The organism is Pseudomonas sp. BMS12 (assembly GCF_001592875.1).
In the GTDB taxonomy this organism is placed as follows: Bacteria; Pseudomonadota; Gammaproteobacteria; order Pseudomonadales; family Pseudomonadaceae; genus Aquipseudomonas.
In genome coordinates, this window is the sequence record NZ_LSOF01000016.1 from 82432 (window position 1) to 100804 (window position 18373).

Sequence of the window (18373 nt, forward strand, 5' to 3'; positions counted from 1 at the left end):
ACTACCAATCTAGAGCGATAGTGGCGCTCTTTCGCACAGCTGGTTCAACGCACTCGCCCATTGTGGGTGGTCGTTCAGGCAGGGCACCAGCACCAGCTCCTTGCCACCGGCTTCACAGAACTGCTCCCGCCCACGATCACCGATCTCTTCCAGGGTTTCGATGCAGTCGGCGACGAAGGCCGGGCACATCACCAGCAGCTTTTTCACCCCAGCCTTAGCCAGTTCGTCGAGACGCGCCTCGGTGTAGGGCTCGATCCACTTGGCCCGGCCCAGGCGCGACTGGAACGCCACCGACCACTGCTCCGGCCTGAGCCCGGCGCGCTCGGCGAACAGCTCGGCACTGCGCATGCATTGGGCGCGGTAACAGGTAGCGAGCACTTGTGGCGAAGCGGTCTTGCAGCAGTCGGCACCTTTCAGGCAATGGCCGCTGGGGTCGAGTTTGTGCAGATGCCGCTCCGGCAGACCGTGGAAGCTCAGCAGCAGATGATCGAAGCCCTGTTCGAGATGCGGCTTGGCACTGGCCACCAGCGCGTCTAGGTATTCCGGTTGGTCGTAGAACGGCGCCAGCTCGGCGAACTGCAGCGGCAGGTTGTGTTCAGCCACCACCCGCCACACTTCCTGCAGCGCGGTGGTGGTGGTGCTGTCAGCGAACTGCGGATAGAGCGGAGCCAAGGTGACTTTCTTCACACCCTGGGCGGCCAGGCCTACAAGCACTTGCTCGATCGACGGCTCGCCATAGCGCATGGCCAACTCCACCGGGCCATGCGTCCAGTGTTGCCGCATTGCTTGCTGCAGGCGACGGCTCAGCACGACCAGGGGCGAGCCGTCTTCCCACCAGATCGAGGCATAGGCATGCGCCGACTGGGCCGGACGCTTGATCAGGATCAGCGACACCAACAGGCGGCGCAGCGGCCAGGGCAGATCGACCACATGAGGGTCCATGAGGAACTGGTTGAGATAGCGACGCACGTCAGCCACGTCGGTGGACGCGGGCGAACCCAGGTTGAGCAACAGCAGGGCGTGATCGGTCATGCAGAATCCTTGAGCAGGTCGGCCAGGGCCGAGTCGATATCGGTAAAGCGAAAACGGTAGCCGGCGTCGAGTGCGCGTTGCGGCAGAGCCTTCTGCCCACCGAGCAAGAGTTCGGAAAGCTCGCCAAGGCCGGCCTTGAGCAGCAGGCCTGGCAGCGGCAACAGCGCCGGGCGATGCAGGGCTCGCCCCAGTGCCCGAGCGAAGGCCTTGTTGCGCACTGGCTGCGGCGCGCAGGCATTATAAGGACCGCTGGCGTCGACCTGCTGCAAGAGAAAATCGATCAGACCGATTTCATCTTCCAGGTGAATCCACGGCATCCATTGCCGGCCGTTACCGACAGGCCCACCCAGGCCCAGGCGAAACGGTAGTAGCAGGCGTTTGAGAAAGCCCCCCTCCGGCGCCAGCACCAGACCAGTACGCAACAGCACCACGCGCATGCCGAGGGTCTCGGCGCGCTGCGCAGTCTCTTCCCAGGCCCCGCACAGCTGGGCGGCGAAATCCTCGCGCACGGGTGGATCGCTCTCACGCAGCTCGTGCTCGCCCGCATCGCCGTACCAGCCTACCGCCGATCCCGAGATCAACACTTGCGGCCGTTGCTGGCGTTGCTCCAGCCAGGCCAGCAGCTGTTCGGTCAGGGTGATTCTGCTGGCCCAGAGCAGGGCCTTGCGCTTGTGCGTCCAGGGTCGATCGGCAATCGGCGCGCCAGCCAGGTTGATCACCGCGTCCAGGGGTGCGTCGCCGTAATCCTCCAGCCGCGCGATGCCGCGTACCGCAGCGCCACAGAGTTGGCTCACCCTCTCCGGCGTGCGACTCCATACGGTCAGGCGGTGTCCCTGGGCCAGCCAGCAACGGCAGAGTGCGCGGCCGATCAGACCGCTACCGCCGGTCAGCAATATGTGCATGGCATCCTCCTCGCATGGCGCTAACCACCTCTCTCGCCCTAGTCTGAATTATGGCGCAGACACGTGCCTTGACCCGGCACCGACAACGTCGCAATTGCAACGGGGACGAAATAGCAGCCTCGAATAATTGTACAAACAATAGTGTTTGTACAATTAACGTCTAGAACGTAGCCTGTTGTAAAGGAAACGAGGTAGACCATGACAGCACCCATCGCCATCATCGGCACCGGTTTGGCGGGGCTCTCCGCCGCCCAGTCCCTGCATGCAGCCGGCATGGACGTCCAGTTGTTCGACAAGAGCCGCGGCAGTGGCGGACGCATGGCCAGCAAGCGCAGCGATGCCGGCTCGCTGGACCTTGGCGCCCAGTACTTCACCGCCCGCGACCGACGCTTCGTCGATGTCGTGCAGCAATGGCAGGCGCGTGGCTGGGTCGCCGAGTGGGACCCGCAGCTCTATCAACTCAACCAGAACGGCCTGCAACCGTCACCGGACGAACAACTGCGCTGGGTCGGCACGCCACGCATGAGTGCCATCAGCCGCGCCCTGCTCGGCGCCCTGCCGGTGCATTTCAGCTGCCGCATCACCGAGGTCTTCCGCGGCGAACAGAACTGGCAATTGCAGGATGCCGAAGGCCAGAGCCATGGGCCCTTCAGCAGCGTGATCGTGGCCACGCCGGCGCCCCAGGCAACAGGCCTGCTCAGCGCCGCCCCGAAACTGGCCAGCGCCGCCGCCAGCGTGATCATGGACCCTACCTGGGCCGTCGCCCTGGCGTTCGAACCGGCACTGGAGACGCCGGTAGAAGCCAGCTTCGTCCAGGGCAGTGCCCTCGACTGGCTGGCGCGCAACCGCAGCAAACCCGGTCGCGATGCTCGATACGACACCTGGGTGCTGCACGCATCCAGCAGCTGGAGCCGACAGCATCTGGACCTGCCCAAGGAAGACGTGATCGAACGCCTGCACGGCGCCTTCGCCGAAGTAATCGGCTGCGCCCTGCCCGCTCCAAGTTTCAGCCTGGCCCATCGCTGGCTCTATGCCCGCCCGGCCAGTGCCCACGAGTGGGGAGCCCTGGCCGATGCCGACCTGGGCCTATATGCCTGCGGCGACTGGTGCCTGTCGGGGCGCGTCGAAGGCGCCTGGCTGAGCGGCCAGGAGGCCGCGCGCCGTTTGCTGGAGCATCGCCAGTGAGTCCGTATCGACTCAACCCCCGCAAGCTGCTGCTGTCGAAATGGACAGCGCGCCAGCCGCACAATCGCGAGAAGCATTTCCTGGTCACCGAACTGCATTGCGACGAGGAAGGTACGGTGCTGCAGGTCGAACTGCAGGCCGTGCTCTCCCAGCGCAGTGAACGCCTCGACTGGCATGCCCTGCAGGACGGCGAACGCTGGTTGATGGGCTGGAAGTGACGGCTGTGGGACAATGCCCGCCCCGCCCAGCGAACCACCCGCCATGCCTCACAACACCCCACCAACTCGCTCACCCAAGGCCGCGCCCAAGGGCCAGCTGCATCAACGCAATCGCCATCAGGGGCAGTACGACTTCGCCAAGCTGATCGAGGCCAGTCCGGAACTGGGGCGCTTCGTCATCCTCAACCCCTACGGCAAACAAAGCATCGACTTCGCCGATCCGGCAGCGGTGCGGGTGTTCAATCGCGCCCTGCTGCGCCAGCTCTACGGTATCCAGCACTGGGACATCCCCGCCGGCTACCTGTGCCCACCGATTCCCGGTCGCGCCGACTACGTGCACGGCCTGGCCGACTTGCTGGCCACGGACAATGCCGGCGAAATCCCGCGCGGCAGCGCGATCCGCGCGCTGGATATCGGCACCGGCGCCAGCTGCATCTACCCGCTGCTCGGCCAGGCCGACTATGGCTGGTACTTCCTTGGCTCGGACATCGAGCAACCCGCCCTAGCCTCGGCCGCGGCGATCGTCCAGGGCAACGGCCTCGGCGGTGTCATCGAACTACGCCAGCAAAAGCAGCGCGGGCAGATCTTCAAGGGTCTGCTGCAGGCGGACGAGCGCTTCGAGCTGACCCTGTGCAACCCGCCCTTCCATGCCAGCGCCGAGGAGGCCGCCAGCGGCAGCCGGCGCAAGTGGAAGAACCTCGGCAAGCTCGACCCGCAGCGCAAGCTGCCGGAACTCAACTTCGGCGGACAAAGCGCCGAGCTGTGGTGCACCGGCGGCGAGGCCAGCTTCCTCAAGCGCATGATCGCTGAAAGCGCGCAGGTCTCCGACCAGGTGCTGTGGTTCAGCAGCCTGGTGTCCAAGGCCAGCAACGTCGCCCATGCCGAGAAGCTGCTAAAGAAGGCCGGTGCTGCGGAGGTGCGCTGCGTCGACATGGCCCAGGGCAACAAACAGAGTCGCTTCGTTGCCTGGAGCTTCCACGGCCCAGCACAACGCAGCGCATGGCTGCACGGCCGCAAGCCGAGCTGAGCCATGCCTTTTACCCTGCAAGCCCCTTGCGAATATCGCGAGGAAATCCGCAAGAGCCGCTTCCTCGCCCTCGCCGCACCGGTCGCCAGCACCGGCGAGGCGCTGGACTTTATCGAGCGCCACAGTGACCGCAGCGCCTCGCATAACTGCTGGGCGTTCAAATGCGGCAACCAGTACCGCTTCAGCGATGACGGCGAACCCGGCGGCACCGCCGGCCGACCCATTCTCGCCGCCATCGAGGGCCAGGACTGCGACCAGGTGGTGGTGCTGGTCATCCGCTGGTACGGCGGCATCCAGCTCGGTACCGGCGGGCTGGCCCGCGCCTATGGCGGTAGCGCGGCCAGGTGCCTGCAAGGCGGCTCAGCGATGGAGTTGGTAGAACATATTCGAGTTCGCTGCCATGTTCCCTTCACCGAACTGGCCCGCATTCAATCCTACCTGAGCACCTGGCAGGCACTGCTGGAACAGAAGACTTTCGACGCCAACGGCGCCTGGCTTGAATTAGCCGTACCGACTGCAAAGCTCGACCTGGCAAAATGCCAGTTAAGCGACCTTGGACGCGGCCGAATCAGCCTTGAGCCAATCAGCGAAACGGAGCACATCGCCACGGATCGCCACACCTAATCGCCACTAATTTTCTCGCGAAAACCGGCAGCATCAACCCCAAACTGCCCCTAGCACGGACAACTCATGCGCCATCTTGCTCCCTTCACAGCTGGCTTCACGCCGCTGTCACTGAACGCCAACCGCTTCCTCGTTGACCCTCAGCACCAACTGGAAATCCAGACATTACTGGAGCGTTTTTTCGCTGCACCGCACGAGCATCAGTTGCTCGACAAGCCAGAGGAGAATCGTAGCGTCTACCTGCTGCAGGGCGCCGAGCATCAATGGGTGCTGAAATTCAATCGACTGACCAGCTGGAAAAAACAACTGGCCAACTTCTTTGGCCTGAAGAAAAGCTACGGGCTTTATGACCTGACGAACGAAATGATCAACCTGCGCAGCGTTACTGCCAGCGACTTCCGGCCGCACGTCGGCGCCTATGGTTACCGCACACAGTTCGGCTGCCTGCTGCAGGATGAGTACCTACTGGTGAAGTTCTTTGCCGGGCACTGCGACGTTGATGAGCGACTGCAGCAGGCACCCGAGCAAGCCGGGGTGTTACTGGAGCAGATATTCACCCTGTTCAGCCAAATGCTCGAACAGGGCTTCTGTCACATGGACCCTCATCCGAAAAACATCCTAATCGCCCCAAGTGGGCAATTGCGCCTGATCGACTTCGAATGCTGCGCTCACCGGGTATTCAACCCAGATTTCACACTCGGCTTCCTGCATGGCTACTTCTATCGCTACTGGTTCCAGCGTTTTATCGACAAGGAGCACTACCATGAGATCAGCAGTGCCTACCTGCAGCGCGCCCATGCGGAACTGGACCTGAGCATATTTTCACCGGTCTATCTGCGCTTTCGCGACCACAAGGTTTCACGGCGAACTCGCTACTCGATCCTGACCAGCGAACAGGCCCAAAGCAGGTTTATTCAAGAATTGCAGCACTAGCCGCTTTTTGAAAAACGCTGGCGACGCAGAGAGCTTTGCAAAAGCCCGCGAGTACTACATGGCCCATTCCTTGACCACCATGTGCGTCTTCACCCGCTGCATGCCGGGAAAACGCTCGATCTCGCCACGAATTTCTGCCAGGCGCGCCATGCTGGTGGTTTCCACCTGCACCAGCATGTCGGTCTCGCCGCTGATGCCGCAACACTGGCGAACCTCCGGAAAAGCGCGCATGCGCTCGGCATAGATCTCGCAGCGGCTGTCCTTGTAGAAGAGTTCGAGAAACGCCTTGATGCTGGCCTGCTCCGGATCGGCCACGCTGGCGTGGTAGCCCTGGATCACACCGGCCACTTCCAGCTGGCGAATACGCTCGGCCACTGCCGAACGCGACAGGCTGACCTCGCGGGCTATCTGGCTGACAGGGGTACGCGCATCGGCGCGCAGCAGGGCGAGGATCTGGCGATCGAACTTGTCCACGTTGGCTCTCGGCAGTTTGACGGCGGATTCCGTCATATCGCCGGCAATCGGCGGCAACCTGCCGAGCGGGGCAGGCATAACATGGCGGAATCTAACGGAAGGAACGAGCATACCTCATGAGCCGCCTGAACAAGGAACTGGGCCTGCTACAAGGCGTCGCCCTGCTGAGCACTTCACTGCTGGGCACCGGCATCTTCGTGGTGCCGGCACTGGCCGCCACCGCCGCTGGCAGCGCCTCGCTCTGGGCCTGGCTGATCCTCATCGTGCTGGTGCTGCCGGTGGCCTTCACCTTCGCCCAGCTGGGCAAGCACTTCCCCCATGCCGGCGGCGCGCCGCACCTGATCGGCCGCGCCTTCGGCGCGCGCATGGAGCGGCTGATCGCGTTCCTGTTTCTCGCCGTGCTGCCGGTCGGCCTGCCGGCGGCGCTGAACATTGCCACCGGGTTCTGGCAAGCCGTGTTGCCCATCGGCAAGGTCGAAGCGCTGCTGATCCAAGTGCTCACCCTCGGTGCCATGCTCCTGCTCGGTCAGCGCCCGGCCAAAGCCTCGGGCCTGGTGCAGGGGCTGATAGCTCTGGCCATCCTCGGCACCGTGGCGCTGGTCTGGTGGGTCGGCGATCTGCCCCACGCCAGCCAGCCGCTGCTGCCGACCATCGACGCCGATGCCTGGGCACTGGTGCCGGCGGCCCTGGGGGTTATGTTCTGGTGCTTCGTCGGGATCGAGGCCTTCACCCATCTGGGCGAGGAGTTCAAGCACCCGCAGCGCGACTTTCCCCTGGCCCTGCTGCTCGGCGTGCTGCTGGCGGGCCTGGTGTACTGGGCCTTCTCGGTAGCGGTATTGAGCTTCGGCGTGTATGGCGATGTACACAGTGACGCCGCCTCGCTACCACGCCTCATGCACCTGTTGCTTGGCGACCAGGCGCGCTGGCTGGTGGCGCTGATTGGCTATCTGGCCTGCTTCGCCTCGATGAACGTCTATGTGCAGGGCTTTGCGCGCCTGATCTGGAGCCTGGCCGACGAGGGCAAGCTGCCGGCGCCGCTGGCCAGACGTAACCGCCACGGCGTGCCGGGCCCGGCATTGCTGCTGGTGATCCTCATCTGCGCCCTGTGCGCCGGCCTGGCGCTGTTGCTGCAACTCTCGGTGGATGACCTAATTCGCTATGCCAACGGCAACTTCATCCTGGTCTACCTGCTCAGCATGGCTGCAGGCGTGGTGCTGCTGCGCGGCGTGTGGCGCTGGCTTGCCGGTTTCAGCAGCCTGCTCTGTCTGCTGGTGCTAGTGGCGTTGGGCATTGATGCGCTGTATGCCCTGGGGCTGCTCGCCCTGCTGGCAGGTTTGGGCTATTGGCGTGAGCAACATATGCGGCGCAGCTCGCCGCAACGCGCATAAACGCCACTACTTAGTCTCCAGCACACCCTGCAGAATCAGCTGCCGACGTTTCTTGCGGCTAATTGGCTGATGCTTGAGCACCTCATAGACACGAGCAAAGCGCTCTCTATCAATGCCCGTGTATGCCTGAAGTGCCGTGTTTACCAGCTCGTCATAACGAACTTCGCTAATAAAATCCCGGACAAAACGGAAATAAAAGAATCCGAACTGGAAGCCAAGCATTTCGGCAAGATACGGGGCCCCACCAATATGGCAATTTTCCAGATCGACAGCACGCAACTGCTCGGGCTGAGCCGGGTTGAGCATGATGTTCGCCAACCACAGGTCGAGGTGGAAAACCTCTCGATCATGCAAGTCTTTGAATAACGCAAAGCAATTCAGCAAGAACGATTCGATATCGGTGCCTGGTACTCGTATCCAGTCCATACCATTGACATAGCTATCGAGCATTTCGCTGATCAGGAAAAACTCTCGAACGAGGCGCCGCCCACGGCGCTGATAGCCAAAGCCCACAACGCTGGGAACAGGGGCACCACGGCGAAAGGCTTCAACACTATTGCGCAGCTCTTCGACCAGCCAGGTACGCCCGCCACCGGAGCGCTGTAATCCGAAGGTCGCGCGCAAACGTGATGGAAAGCTTTCTATTTTCTCGGTTTTGACAAAGAAACGAGAGTGAAAAGCGCCAACACGACGGGTCAGACCGCCACGTGACGGCTCATGACCGTGACGCCCTATCAGCTCAGCGATAGGGGGTAAAACATCTGCAGAGGCATCGTCCTGCACATGTAAGGTCAAGTCCCGCAGACAAGCCTGATGAGGAAAAATCCTTTTATATGTGCCCAGATAGCGCATGACCGCTCCTTAATGCTTGACGGCGGCAAAGGTAGCGATGCGCCACTACCGGCTCAACATTTTTTTCACGAAAATTTCACATTTGTATCTTTATTGCGACATACGGCCACTCTCTCGGCGCAAGCTGCCCCAGCTATGCTGTCGTTCAGACATGACAAGGACCGCCCATGCGCCGCATTCTCCGCGACCTGAAAATCCTCATTCTCGCCAACCTGTGGCTGGTGCCGGTCATCGCCGGCCTGGTCGGTGCGCTGTTCTATTTCGTCGCCCCGCCGCCGCCCATGCATGCGCGTATGGCCACAGGCGCAGCCGGCGGCGGCTACCACTCATTCGCCGAACGCCTGCGCGAAGAGCTGGCGCTGCAGGGCTTCGAGCTGGAACTGGTGCAGAGTCGTGGCTCGCAGGACAACCTGGCCAAGCTGGATGCCGGTGAAGTGGAGCTAGCCCTGGTGCAAAGTGGCCAGGAACTGAGCCTGAGCGACACGCAACGCGAGAAGATTACCGGCCTCGGCGTGATGTACCGCGAGCCGCTGTGGCTGTTTCTCGGCAACAAGGTGAAGTTCGAGCGTCTGGGCGACCTGCTCAAGCTGCGCCTGGCCATCGGCTCGGAAGGCAGCGGCACCCAGGCGGTAACCGCCGCGCTGCTGGGAGCCAACGGCATCGGGCCGTCCAGTTACCCCAAGCAGTGGCAAGCGCTCGGCGGCACTGCGGCTGCCGAAGGATTGATCACCGGTAAACTGGATGCGGCCTTCTTCGTCGGTCCGGCGGAAAATGCGCTGATCCAGCGCCTGGCTGCCGAGCCCAAAGTGCATCTCGTCGGTTTGCGCCGCATCGATGCCTACCTGGCGCGCTTTCCGTACCTGAGCCGTCTGCAGGTGGGCGAAGGCATGCTCGACCTGGCCCACAACACGCCGGACCGCGATATCGCTACCCTCGGCCCAGTGGCCACCCTGGCCGCCGGCGAAGGTTTTCACCCATCCCTGACGCCGCTGATCCTCGAAGCCGCCAAGACCGTGCTGAAGAACGGCAGCCTGCTCGACCCGGCCGGCAGCTACCCGGCCAGGCCACCGCTGTCGCTACCGATTCTCGACGAGGCCGAGTACTACTACGCCAAGGGCCTGCCGATCCTGCAGCGCTACCTGCCCTTCCGTATCGCCTCGCTGGCCGACCGCTACATCATTCTCGCCATTCCCCTGGTGATCCTGCTGTTCCCGCTGTTCAAGGCCATCGGCCCCATCTACCAGTGGCGTATCCGCGCGCGCATCTATCGCTGGTACAAGCACCTGCGCGAGATCGACCAGCAGCTTTACAAGGGCAAGCTGGACAGCGACATCGGCGCCGAGATCGAGCGCCTGGAGAAACTCGAAGACGAGCTGGCACGGGTGGAAGTGCCGCTGTCCTATTCCAACGAGCTGTACGAGCTGCACATGCACCTGCGCTACATGATCGAGCGTCTGCACTCGGTGCAGCGCCGACGCGCCGCGGCGGCATGAAAAAGCCCCGCCAGGGAATCCCTGGCGGGGCTCTTCAGTGGGTGCGGATCACTTGATCCAGTGCTTGCCCCAATGCGTGACGTCGTACGCCTGGGCGGCGCGTTTCAGAGTTGGAGCGGCCTGACTGGCCTCGATCTCGTCGTCCACCAGCTTGGTCGACAGCGATAGCCAACTGGTGACGAAGGCCATGGCATCGCCGTTGACCTCCAGGGCACGCTGGTCGATGTTGTTGAGGTCGTCACAGGCCGAGTGGTAGCAGGGGTCCAGCGCGATACCGGCAGTGCCGCCATAGCGCGTGGCCTGCTCCTCGGTCTTCAGCACCTCGGCACCGGTGAACAGTCCGCCGAAGGCGATGCCATCGGTGAAGAACTGCGCATAGTCCGAGCGGAAGGTGATCTCGTCACCCTCGGACGGCAGGCCGCGCAACTTGTAGTACTCCTCGAACAGGCGCTCCAGCGCCGCCGAACCGGGCGGGCCTGCAAGGCCGAAATCGGAGCCGTCACCGTCATAGATGAAGTAGGCGAAGTTGGGCGAGGCGATCATGTCGAAGTTCAGGTAAGCCTTGATCTTCGCCTTCTCCTCGGCCGGCAACTGCTCGACGTAGTAAGTCGAACCCACCAGACCGGACTCCTCGGCACCCCACCAGGCAAAACGCAGTTTGTTCTTCGGCTTGGCCTTGCGCATCTGTATCGCCAGCTCCAGCAACGCCGCACTGCCCGAGCCGTTGTCGTTGATGCCAGCGCCCTCGTACACCGAGTCCAGGTGCGCCCCGGCCATCACCACGTTATCCGGATCGCCCCGGCGCGACTCGGCGACCAGGTTGAAGGTTTCGGTACGCTCGCGCACCACGTCGGCGACCATGCGCACCTGAGTGTCGGCAGTCTGCGCCAGAGCGGCGCCGATGTCGTAAGTGACGAACAACACCGGCACGCCACCGCTATAGCCATCGCCCAGGGTGGCACTCAGCAGTCCCTTGCGGTCCTCGGTGTCACCCTGGTTGAAGATGACCACGCCAGCGGCACCCGCCGCTGCGGCATTCTCCGCCTTGAGCTGGAAGTTGCAGGCACCACGCTGAACCAGGGCAATGGCGCCCGCCGGGAAGCCGACGAAATCGTCGGCCTCGCAACCGCTGGTCGAGGTGTTACCGGCACCCAGAGCGACATCCACCGCCGCCAGCGGTGCACTGACATCGCCGGCGTCGGTCTGCGATAGATAGGTGAAATCCACCTCCCACTCATAGGCAGCCGGCGTCGGCGCTAGGCTCTCCAGCACACCGGGGCCCTGAGGATAGAAGGCACTGAAGGGGAACGCCTGGCGGCTGACCGTGTAACCGGCGTTCTCCAGGGTGCTCTGGATGTAGTCCAGCGAGGCCTGATAACCCGGCAGGCCGGCGGCGCGATTGCCACCATGGGCCTGGGCGATGCTGTTGAGCATCTGCAGGTGAATGTTGCTGTTTTCCGCCTGCATGCAGCGCGGCAGCAGCAGCGGCGAGGTGTTCAACAACCCGCTGCGACACTCCAGCGGACTGAGCCGCGTCGGGCTCCAGAAGTGGTCGAACAGCTGGCTGGCGCCCTGACCCTGCGCTGCCATGCCCGGCAGCGCAGCGCCGCCAAGCAGTCCAGCAATGGCGGTGGCCAGCAGGTGGTTGTTCTTGTTCCTGTTGTGCATGGGATTTCTCCAATCCGTATTTGGAGCAACGATGGAAACGGCGGCACTTGTGGCACCGCCGCGACACGTCCCTTTACTGCGTCGTGTGGACGAACAAGGAGGCTAGACAGGGATCGCCGAAGGCGCCTGACAGTTGTTTGCCTTTTGCCGAAAACTTGCACTGGATCACCGAAGATGCCCGCAAACTGCCAGCAAAAAGCCAGCATTGAACGCCAGCGGACGCGCCCACCGGCGGACTCGGGTAGACTTTGCGCCCTGCGCCCGAATACCAGCGAGACACCCGTCCATGCCGATCCGCCACTGCATCGTCCACTTGATCGACAAGAAGCCCGATGGCAGCCCCGCCGTGCTGCACGCCCGCGACTCCGAGCTGACCACCTCCCAGGCCATGGAGAACCTGCTCGCCGACCTCAACGAGAGCTACAACGCCAAACAGGGCAAGGCCTGGGGCCTGTTTCACGAAGAGTCCGGGGCCTACCCGTTCAGTGGCTGGCTGAAGCAGTATCTGGACGGCGAGAAAGACTTCACCGCCTTCAGCCGTCAGGCCGTGGAGCAGCTGCAGAAGCTGATGGAAGAATCCAACCTGGCCACCGGCGGCCATGTGCTGCTGGCCCACTACCAGCAGGGCATGACCGATTACCTGGCAATCGCCCTGCTGCACCACAGTGAAGGCGTCACCGTGACCGAGGCCCTCGACGTGGCCCCGGCCAAGCACCTCGACCTGGGCCAGCTGCACCTGGCGGCGCGCATCAACATCTCCGAGTGGCAGAACAACCAGCAGTCCAAGCAGTACATCTCGTTCATCAAGGGCAAGAACGGCAAGAAGGTCTCGGACTACTTCCGCGACTTCATCGGCTGCCAGGAAGGCGTCGACGCGCCGAGCGAGACACGCACCCTGCTCAAGGCCTTCAGCGACTTCGTCGAGAGCGAGGACCTGCCGGAAGAACAGGCCCGCGCCAAAACCGACACGTTGGTCGACTACGCCACCAGCCAGGCCAAGATCGGCGAGCCGATCACCCTTGACGAGCTGTCCGGCCTGATCGACGAAGACCGCCCGCGCGCCTTCTACGAACACATCCGCAACAAGGATTACGGCATGGCTCCGGAATTCCCGGCGGACAAGCGCACCCTCAACCAGTTCCGCCGCTTCACCGGCCGCGCCGAGGGCCTGTCGATCAGCTTCGAGTCGCACCTGCTGGGCTCGGCCATCGAGTACGACGAGGCGCGCGACATGCTGATCATTCGCCAGCTGCCCACCCAGCTGAAGGACCAGCTCAAGCGCCGCAAGGACTGAGCCGATGCGCCTGGGCGACGCCATCCTCGACGCCTGCCTGTGCCAGACGCAGGCACCGCTGGCAGGCGACCCGGCGTGCACGTTCGGCCTGAGCAAGAGCCAGGCGCTGCTGGCCATGGCCGAGCTGCGGCCCTGGCTCAACGAACACCAGCGCAGGCTCTGGGCCTGCCAACGCGACTCGCTACTCCTGCTCCTGCAGGGCCCGGACTGCGCCGGCAAGGACGGCGTGATCCGCCGCGTGGTCAGCGCCTTCGACCCACAGGGCATCGCCCTGCGAGCCTTCCGCGCGCCCGACGCCTGTGCGCGGCGCCACCACTTCCTCTGGCGCTATCGCCGCGCCCTGCCGGCCGCCGGCCTGCTCGGCGTATTCAACCGCAGCCACTACGAAGGCCTGATCAGCGACCCGCTGGACGGCCTATGTCGCGAGGATGAGCTGCCGGCCCGTCTGCAGGATCTCCTCGCCTTCGAGGCGCAGTGGAACGAGCGACGCCTTCACCCGCTGAAGTGCTACCTGCAGATCTCCCCGGAGGAACAAAAGCGGCGTCTGCTGGACCGCCTGCAACGCCCGGAGAAACGCTGGAAGCTGCAGGCCAGCGACCTGCAGGCACACCGCGAGTTCGAGCAGCGCCAGGCCCGCTGGAGCACCCTGCTGGCTGCCACGCACACTCCACATGCGCCCTGGTACATCATTCCCGCCGAGCACCGCTGGCTGCGCGACTGGCTGATCGCCAGCCTGCTGGCCCGCGAGCTGGAACGCCTGCAACTGGATTGGCCGGACACACCAGCGCCCTTTACCGCCGACGACCTCTCCTAAAGGCAAGATCGGCGCCGGCACGACGCTCACTTGGCAGCGACGCAGGAGCGCGAACCAACACCCGGCAGAGGTCTCGCTCATGATGCTCGGAGCATAAAAAACGCCGCAGACCTGTAGGGGTGTGCGGCGTTTTTCTGACTTTGCAAAGCACGCTGCCTTGCAACCTGTCGCGCTTACAGCGCTTCGATACGGAAACCCAGGCGCGGGAAGTGCACATGCACCACGCCGGCGCGCTCGTCCTCGCGGCGCAGGATCAGCTCCTCGGCACCGGCGAACAGCAGCTCGCCCTCCACCGGGTCGACACCATAGTCGGTAGCGGCGATCTTCACCCGCTGACCGACCTGGAAGCCGTTGGGCTCGACGAACTGCTCATCCGGCAGCGCCGCCGGCGTCGCCGCACGGGCGATCTCGATGGCGTCGGCGGCGCCCAGCTCGCTGACAGCGCCATGGCCGAAGCCGAGCACACGACCGAGCCAGGCGCTCACGTTGGGGTAGGCATCGACCAGAGGCGCGGTCACCGGGGTGCCCTTGAGGAACCACAGGCAATGCGCCAGGGAGAAGTCGGCCACCGACGGCTCGCCGAACAGGAAGTCGCCCTCCTCGCGCGCCAGCTGCTGCTCCACCCGGCCCATGATGCTCGGCCAGTTGTGTTTGGCGATTTCCGCCGGGATGCGGGTCGCGGTGCCGCCACTGAACAACCCGGCGCGGTCGGCGATGAAGGCCTTGACCGCTTCCGGCGGCAGCTTGGCGAAACGCAGCGCCACGGACTCCGGCTGGAACACCAGGCTCACCGCATGCTGGAACACCACCGAGTCGACCCACAGGGCGAAGCTGGCAACGACGAACTCCTGGCCTTCCGGGAACAGCGCGGGCACGCTCTTCTCGGCCTCCAGGCGACGGGCGATCAGGGCGGTATCGCAGTAGATATCGGCGCCGACCTGCAGCACCGGAGTCTTGCGATAGCCACCGGTCAGGGCGGTCAGGTCGGGCTTGGGCATAACCGGCGAAATCATCACCGAGCGCCAGGACAGCTGCTTGAAGCCCAGCAGCAAACGGGCCTTCTCGGCAAAGGGCGAGGTCGGATAGTGGTGCAGGATCAACTCGTGCATGACGGGCTCCGCGTCGGTAGCAATGAAGGGGCAGCTTACCCCCGGGATGAGCGGCAGCCTACCCGCTCAGACTGATAGCAGGCTATCAGTTTCCCCCATGACGCAGCTCGCGACCAGGCGCTCCTTGGCCGCCTTGGCCAGGGACTTGATCGCCCGCTCGCGACGCAGGGCGCTGCCCTTGTCCGAGCAGGCTTCCACGTACACCAGCGCCTGCGCCGGGCTGCTGTGGAAGAAACGCGCGCCCTTGCCACTGCAGTGCTGGGTGAAGCGTCGCTGCGGATCGTCGCTGATGCCGCAGTAGAGCGCGCCGTTCTCGGCACGTACCAGGTAGACGAACCAGGGCTTGTCGGATGGGGTATCGGTCATGAACAGAACAGGAGTGATCGGCGGTCGCCGAGCTTACCCCGCCCGACGCCCGGCCTGCCAGGCACGCAATCCGGCCATGGCCTGCTTGCCGATGGCCGCCTGCACCGGCGCCAGCCAGCCCAGCAACAGACCCTTGGCACCCAGGGCCTGGCGCGCCCAGCGCCACAGGTCGAAACGGTCATGGTGCTCGACGATCTTGCCGGCCTCGAAGCGGAAACTGGCCTCGATGTGGTTTTCCACCATGCGCCCGGTCTGGCTGAACAGGTAGGTCGCCACCCAGCGCGCGCGACCCTGCCGGTCGTCTGCCTCAAGCACCTCGAAGGTCAGCGAGAACTGCTTGGCGCGGGCACAGAGCATGCGCCACATGTCACCGGCATCACGGCCCTTGAGGTCGTGGAACACTGGGTCGGAAAACTGCACATGCTCGGCATAGCAGGCTGCCATGGCCTCGCCATCCTGGCGCTGGAAGGCCTGGTAGAAACGCTCGATCAGTTCGGCATTGGGATGAGTCATGAGGTGGCTCCGATGGGGATCGATTGCAGTATCGCCTTCGATAGAGCGATACGCGATTGGCGATAACGACTACTTTGTGTGAATAATCGCCAAACCCAGCGAGCACCGCCATGATCCGAGTCGCCATCTACGTCTGTCCGCAGACCGTGCTCTCCAGCCTGAGCATGATCATCGATGCGCTGCAGCTGGCCAACCAGCTGGCCGGCAAACCGCTGTTCGCACTGCAGCGCGTCAGTGCCAGCGGCAACGCGGTGGAGCTCGGCATCGCCGAAGTACGCGTACAGGGCGACCTGAGCCTGGCCAACGACGCCGAGCTGCTGCTGATTCCGGCCACGGGCAGCAGCCTGCAGCTCACCCTAGACAGCAACGCCGAACTGCTCGACTGGCTGGCGGCGCGCCCGACCGAACAGCAACTGGCCAGCCTGTGCAGCAGCGCCTGCCTGCTGGCCGCCGCCGGCCAGCTCAATGGCCGCCGCGCGACCACGCACTGGCGCCTGGCGGAACCCTTCCGCCAGCGCTTTCCCCAGGTCCGCCTGCAGATCGATGCCTTGTTCACCGAGGATGGCAACCGCTTCTGCTCCGGCGGCGCCCAGGCCGGCCTTGACCTGTGCCTGCACCTGATCGCTCAACACGCCGGCGACTGGCTGGCACAGCAGGTCGCCGCCACCCTGGTGATCGACCGCGAGCGCGGCAGCCAGGCCCGCTTCGTCCCGCTGCTACCAAGCGCCGGCCAGGACGACCCGCAGATCGCCTCACTGCTGCGCTGGATGCGTCAGCACCACGCCGAAGCCATCGACCTGCAACGCCTGGCCGAGCAAGCCAGCTGCTCGACCCGCACCCTGCTACGGCGCTTCCGCGCTGCCACCGGCCTGACCCCCAACGACTATCTGCAGCGCCTGCGCATCAGCGCCGCCCAGCACGCCCTGCGCAATCCCGCCTGCTCGCTGGAGCAGGTGGCCGAGCAGGTCGGCTACGCCGACCGGGCGACCTTTGCCAAACTGTTCAAGCAACTCAGCGGAGAGGCTCCTGGTGCCTATCGCAAGCGCCTGCGGCAGACAGGGGAAAATTCGTGAACAACCGCATAGCCCGAGACCACGACCTTCGGTGAGGTCGAACAAGCGCCGGACTCTCCTGCCAATCAACGAGCCGAATCCGATAAACTCGGGACCATCGTTGTCCGGAGTCCGATATGCGCACAGAGCTGAACCAGGGCCTGATCGATTTCCTCAAGGCCTCACCCACCCCCTTCCACGCCACCCGCAACCTGGCCCAACGCCTGCAAGCCGCAGGTTACAAGGCTCTGGACGAACGCGAGCCCTGGCACACCGAAGCGGGCGGTCGCTATTACGTGACCCGCAACGACTCATCCATCATTGCCTTTCGCCTGGGCAACCGCGCGCCGCTGGACGGCGGCCTGCGCCTGGTTGGCGCGCATACCGACAGCCCCTGCCTACGCGTAAAACCCCAGCCTGAGCTGCAGCGCCAGGGCTTTTTCCAGCTCGGCGTGGAAGTCTACGGCGGCGCCCTGCTCGCCCCCTGGTTCGACCGCGATCTGTCGCTGGCCGGGCGCGTTACCTTTCGCGAAGGCGGCAAGGTGCAGAGCCTGCTGATCGACTTTCAGCTGCCCATCGCGGTGATTCCCAACCTGGCCATCCACCTCAACCGCGAGGCCAACCAGGGCTGGGCGATCAACCCACAGAACGAATTGCCGCCGATCCTGGCGCAGGTCTCGGGTGACGACAAACTGGACTTCCGCGCCCTGCTCACCGAGCGTCTGGCCGAGGAGCACGGTGTCAGCGCCGATGCGGTACTCGACTACGAGCTGAGCTTCTACGACACCCAGAGCGCCGCCGTGATCGGCCTCAACCAGGAGTTCATCGCCGGCGCGCGCCTAGACAATCTGCTGTCGTGCTATGCCGGCCTGCAGGCTCTGCTGGCCGCGGAAGGTGACGAAAGCTGCGTACTGGTGTGCACCGACCATGAGGAAATCGGTTCCTGCTCGGCCTGTGGCGCCGATGGTCCGTTCCTCGAACAGGTGCTGCGCCGAGTGCTGCCGGAGGGCGGAGACTTCGTGCGCTGCATCCAGAAATCGCTACTGGTGTCGGCCGACAATGCCCACGGCGTACACCCCAACTATGCCGACAAACACGACGCCAACCATGGTCCCAAGCTCAACGCCGGCCCGGTGATCAAGGTCAACAGCAATCAGCGCTACGCCACCAACAGCGAGACTGCCGGTTTCTTCCGCCACCTGTGCCTGGCCGAGGAAGTGCCGGTGCAAAGCTTCGTGGTACGCAGCGACATGGGCTGCGGCTCGACCATCGGCCCGATCACCGCCAGCCAGCTGGGCGTGCGCACCGTGGACATCGGCCTGCCGACCTTTGCCATGCATTCGATTCGCGAACTGGCCGGCAGCCAGGACCTGGCCCATCTGGTGAAGGTGCTGACGGCTTTCTACGCCAGCGCAGAACTGGCCTGACC

At 64.1% G+C, this 18373-nt stretch carries 19 protein-coding genes; 11 read left to right on the plus strand and 8 right to left on the minus strand.

What is annotated here, in order from left to right:
* Positions 1-9: 9 nt before the first annotated feature.
* The gene (hemH, locus tag AYB31_RS16080; protein WP_068829717.1) at positions 10-1032 is read right to left on the minus strand and encodes a ferrochelatase; all 1023 of its coding nucleotides are present in this window, start codon (positions 1030-1032) and stop codon (positions 10-12) included.
* Complete coding sequence (locus tag AYB31_RS16085) at positions 1029-1934, minus strand: TIGR01777 family oxidoreductase (RefSeq protein WP_068829718.1); 906 nt, start codon at positions 1932-1934, stop codon at positions 1029-1031. The genes hemH and AYB31_RS16085 overlap by 4 nt, the downstream gene beginning before the upstream one ends.
* Positions 1935-2132: 198 nt before the next feature.
* Here AYB31_RS16085 and AYB31_RS16090 point away from each other — a divergent pair, with 198 nt between their 5' ends.
* The 5 genes from AYB31_RS16090 (at position 2133) to AYB31_RS16110 (ending at position 5921) form a co-directional block, all read left to right on the plus strand.
* The gene (locus AYB31_RS16090; RefSeq protein ID WP_068829719.1) at positions 2133-3119 is read left to right on the plus strand and encodes an NAD(P)/FAD-dependent oxidoreductase; all 987 of its coding nucleotides are present in this window, start codon (positions 2133-2135) and stop codon (positions 3117-3119) included.
* Entirely contained in the window at positions 3116-3337 is a 222-nt protein-coding gene (locus AYB31_RS16095) for a TIGR02450 family Trp-rich protein (protein ID WP_068829720.1), read from the plus strand. Before AYB31_RS16090 ends, AYB31_RS16095 begins: the two co-directional genes overlap by 4 nt.
* Positions 3338-3380: 43 nt before the next feature.
* Entirely contained in the window at positions 3381-4364 is a 984-nt protein-coding gene (gene rlmF, locus AYB31_RS16100; protein ID WP_236715569.1) for a 23S rRNA (adenine(1618)-N(6))-methyltransferase RlmF, read from the plus strand.
* 3 nt (positions 4365-4367) lie between these two features.
* Positions 4368-4988 (plus strand): IMPACT family protein, encoded by a 621-nt coding sequence (locus AYB31_RS16105; protein WP_068829722.1) that lies wholly within the window; start codon positions 4368-4370, stop codon positions 4986-4988.
* A 66-nt stretch (positions 4989-5054) separates the two neighbouring features.
* Positions 5055-5921: a phosphotransferase gene (locus AYB31_RS16110; RefSeq protein WP_068829723.1), complete on the plus strand. Its 867-nt coding sequence runs from the start codon at positions 5055-5057 to the stop codon at positions 5919-5921.
* Between the two features lie 54 nt (positions 5922-5975).
* Here AYB31_RS16110 and AYB31_RS16115 read toward each other — a convergent pair whose 3' ends face one another.
* Positions 5976-6395, minus strand: a complete 420-nt coding sequence (locus tag AYB31_RS16115) for an Lrp/AsnC family transcriptional regulator (RefSeq protein WP_068829801.1) — start codon at positions 6393-6395, stop codon at positions 5976-5978.
* A 116-nt stretch (positions 6396-6511) separates the two neighbouring features.
* On the opposite strand from AYB31_RS16115, the gene yjeH reads away from it, so the two are divergent.
* Positions 6512-7783 (plus strand): L-methionine/branched-chain amino acid transporter, encoded by a 1272-nt coding sequence (gene yjeH / locus AYB31_RS16120; protein WP_068829724.1) that lies wholly within the window; start codon positions 6512-6514, stop codon positions 7781-7783.
* A 6-nt stretch (positions 7784-7789) separates the two neighbouring features.
* Here the strand turns inward: yjeH and AYB31_RS21530 are convergent, their stop codons facing one another.
* Complete coding sequence (locus AYB31_RS21530; RefSeq protein WP_153020733.1) at positions 7790-8635, minus strand: lipopolysaccharide kinase InaA family protein; 846 nt, start codon at positions 8633-8635, stop codon at positions 7790-7792.
* A gap of 167 nt (positions 8636-8802) precedes the next feature.
* Between AYB31_RS21530 and AYB31_RS16130 the strand changes: the two genes are divergently transcribed.
* A complete protein-coding gene (locus AYB31_RS16130; RefSeq protein WP_068829726.1) occupies positions 8803-10128 on the plus strand; it encodes a TAXI family TRAP transporter solute-binding subunit in 1326 nt (441 codons plus the stop codon).
* 48 nt (positions 10129-10176) lie between these two features.
* Here the strand turns inward: AYB31_RS16130 and AYB31_RS16135 are convergent, their stop codons facing one another.
* A complete protein-coding gene (locus tag AYB31_RS16135; protein WP_068829727.1) occupies positions 10177-11796 on the minus strand; it encodes a M28 family metallopeptidase in 1620 nt (539 codons plus the stop codon).
* 286 nt (positions 11797-12082) lie between these two features.
* On the opposite strand from AYB31_RS16135, the gene yejK reads away from it, so the two are divergent.
* Complete coding sequence (yejK, locus tag AYB31_RS16140) at positions 12083-13090, plus strand: nucleoid-associated protein YejK (RefSeq protein ID WP_068829728.1); 1008 nt, start codon at positions 12083-12085, stop codon at positions 13088-13090.
* A gap of 4 nt (positions 13091-13094) precedes the next feature.
* Complete coding sequence (locus AYB31_RS16145; protein WP_068829729.1) at positions 13095-13904, plus strand: polyphosphate kinase 2 family protein; 810 nt, start codon at positions 13095-13097, stop codon at positions 13902-13904.
* Positions 13905-14077: 173 nt separating this feature from the next.
* Here AYB31_RS16145 and AYB31_RS16150 read toward each other — a convergent pair whose 3' ends face one another.
* The 3 genes from AYB31_RS16150 to AYB31_RS16160 form a co-directional block, all read right to left on the minus strand.
* The gene (locus tag AYB31_RS16150; RefSeq protein ID WP_068829730.1) at positions 14078-15013 is read right to left on the minus strand and encodes a glutathione S-transferase family protein; all 936 of its coding nucleotides are present in this window, start codon (positions 15011-15013) and stop codon (positions 14078-14080) included.
* A gap of 66 nt (positions 15014-15079) precedes the next feature.
* Positions 15080-15379 carry a GIY-YIG nuclease family protein gene (locus AYB31_RS16155; protein ID WP_068829731.1) on the minus strand — a complete coding sequence of 100 codons (300 nt, stop codon included), beginning with the start codon at positions 15377-15379 and terminating at the stop codon, positions 15080-15082.
* Between the two features lie 33 nt (positions 15380-15412).
* Entirely contained in the window at positions 15413-15892 is a 480-nt protein-coding gene (locus AYB31_RS16160) for a nuclear transport factor 2 family protein (RefSeq protein ID WP_068829732.1), read from the minus strand.
* Positions 15893-16002: 110 nt separating this feature from the next.
* On the opposite strand from AYB31_RS16160, the gene AYB31_RS16165 reads away from it, so the two are divergent.
* Both AYB31_RS16165 and AYB31_RS16170 read left to right on the plus strand, forming a co-directional pair.
* Positions 16003-16965 carry a GlxA family transcriptional regulator gene (locus tag AYB31_RS16165; protein WP_068829733.1) on the plus strand — a complete coding sequence of 321 codons (963 nt, stop codon included), beginning with the start codon at positions 16003-16005 and terminating at the stop codon, positions 16963-16965.
* Positions 16966-17081: 116 nt separating this feature from the next.
* Entirely contained in the window at positions 17082-18371 is a 1290-nt protein-coding gene (locus AYB31_RS16170) for a M18 family aminopeptidase (RefSeq protein WP_068829734.1), read from the plus strand.
* Positions 18372-18373: the final 2 nt, after the last annotated feature.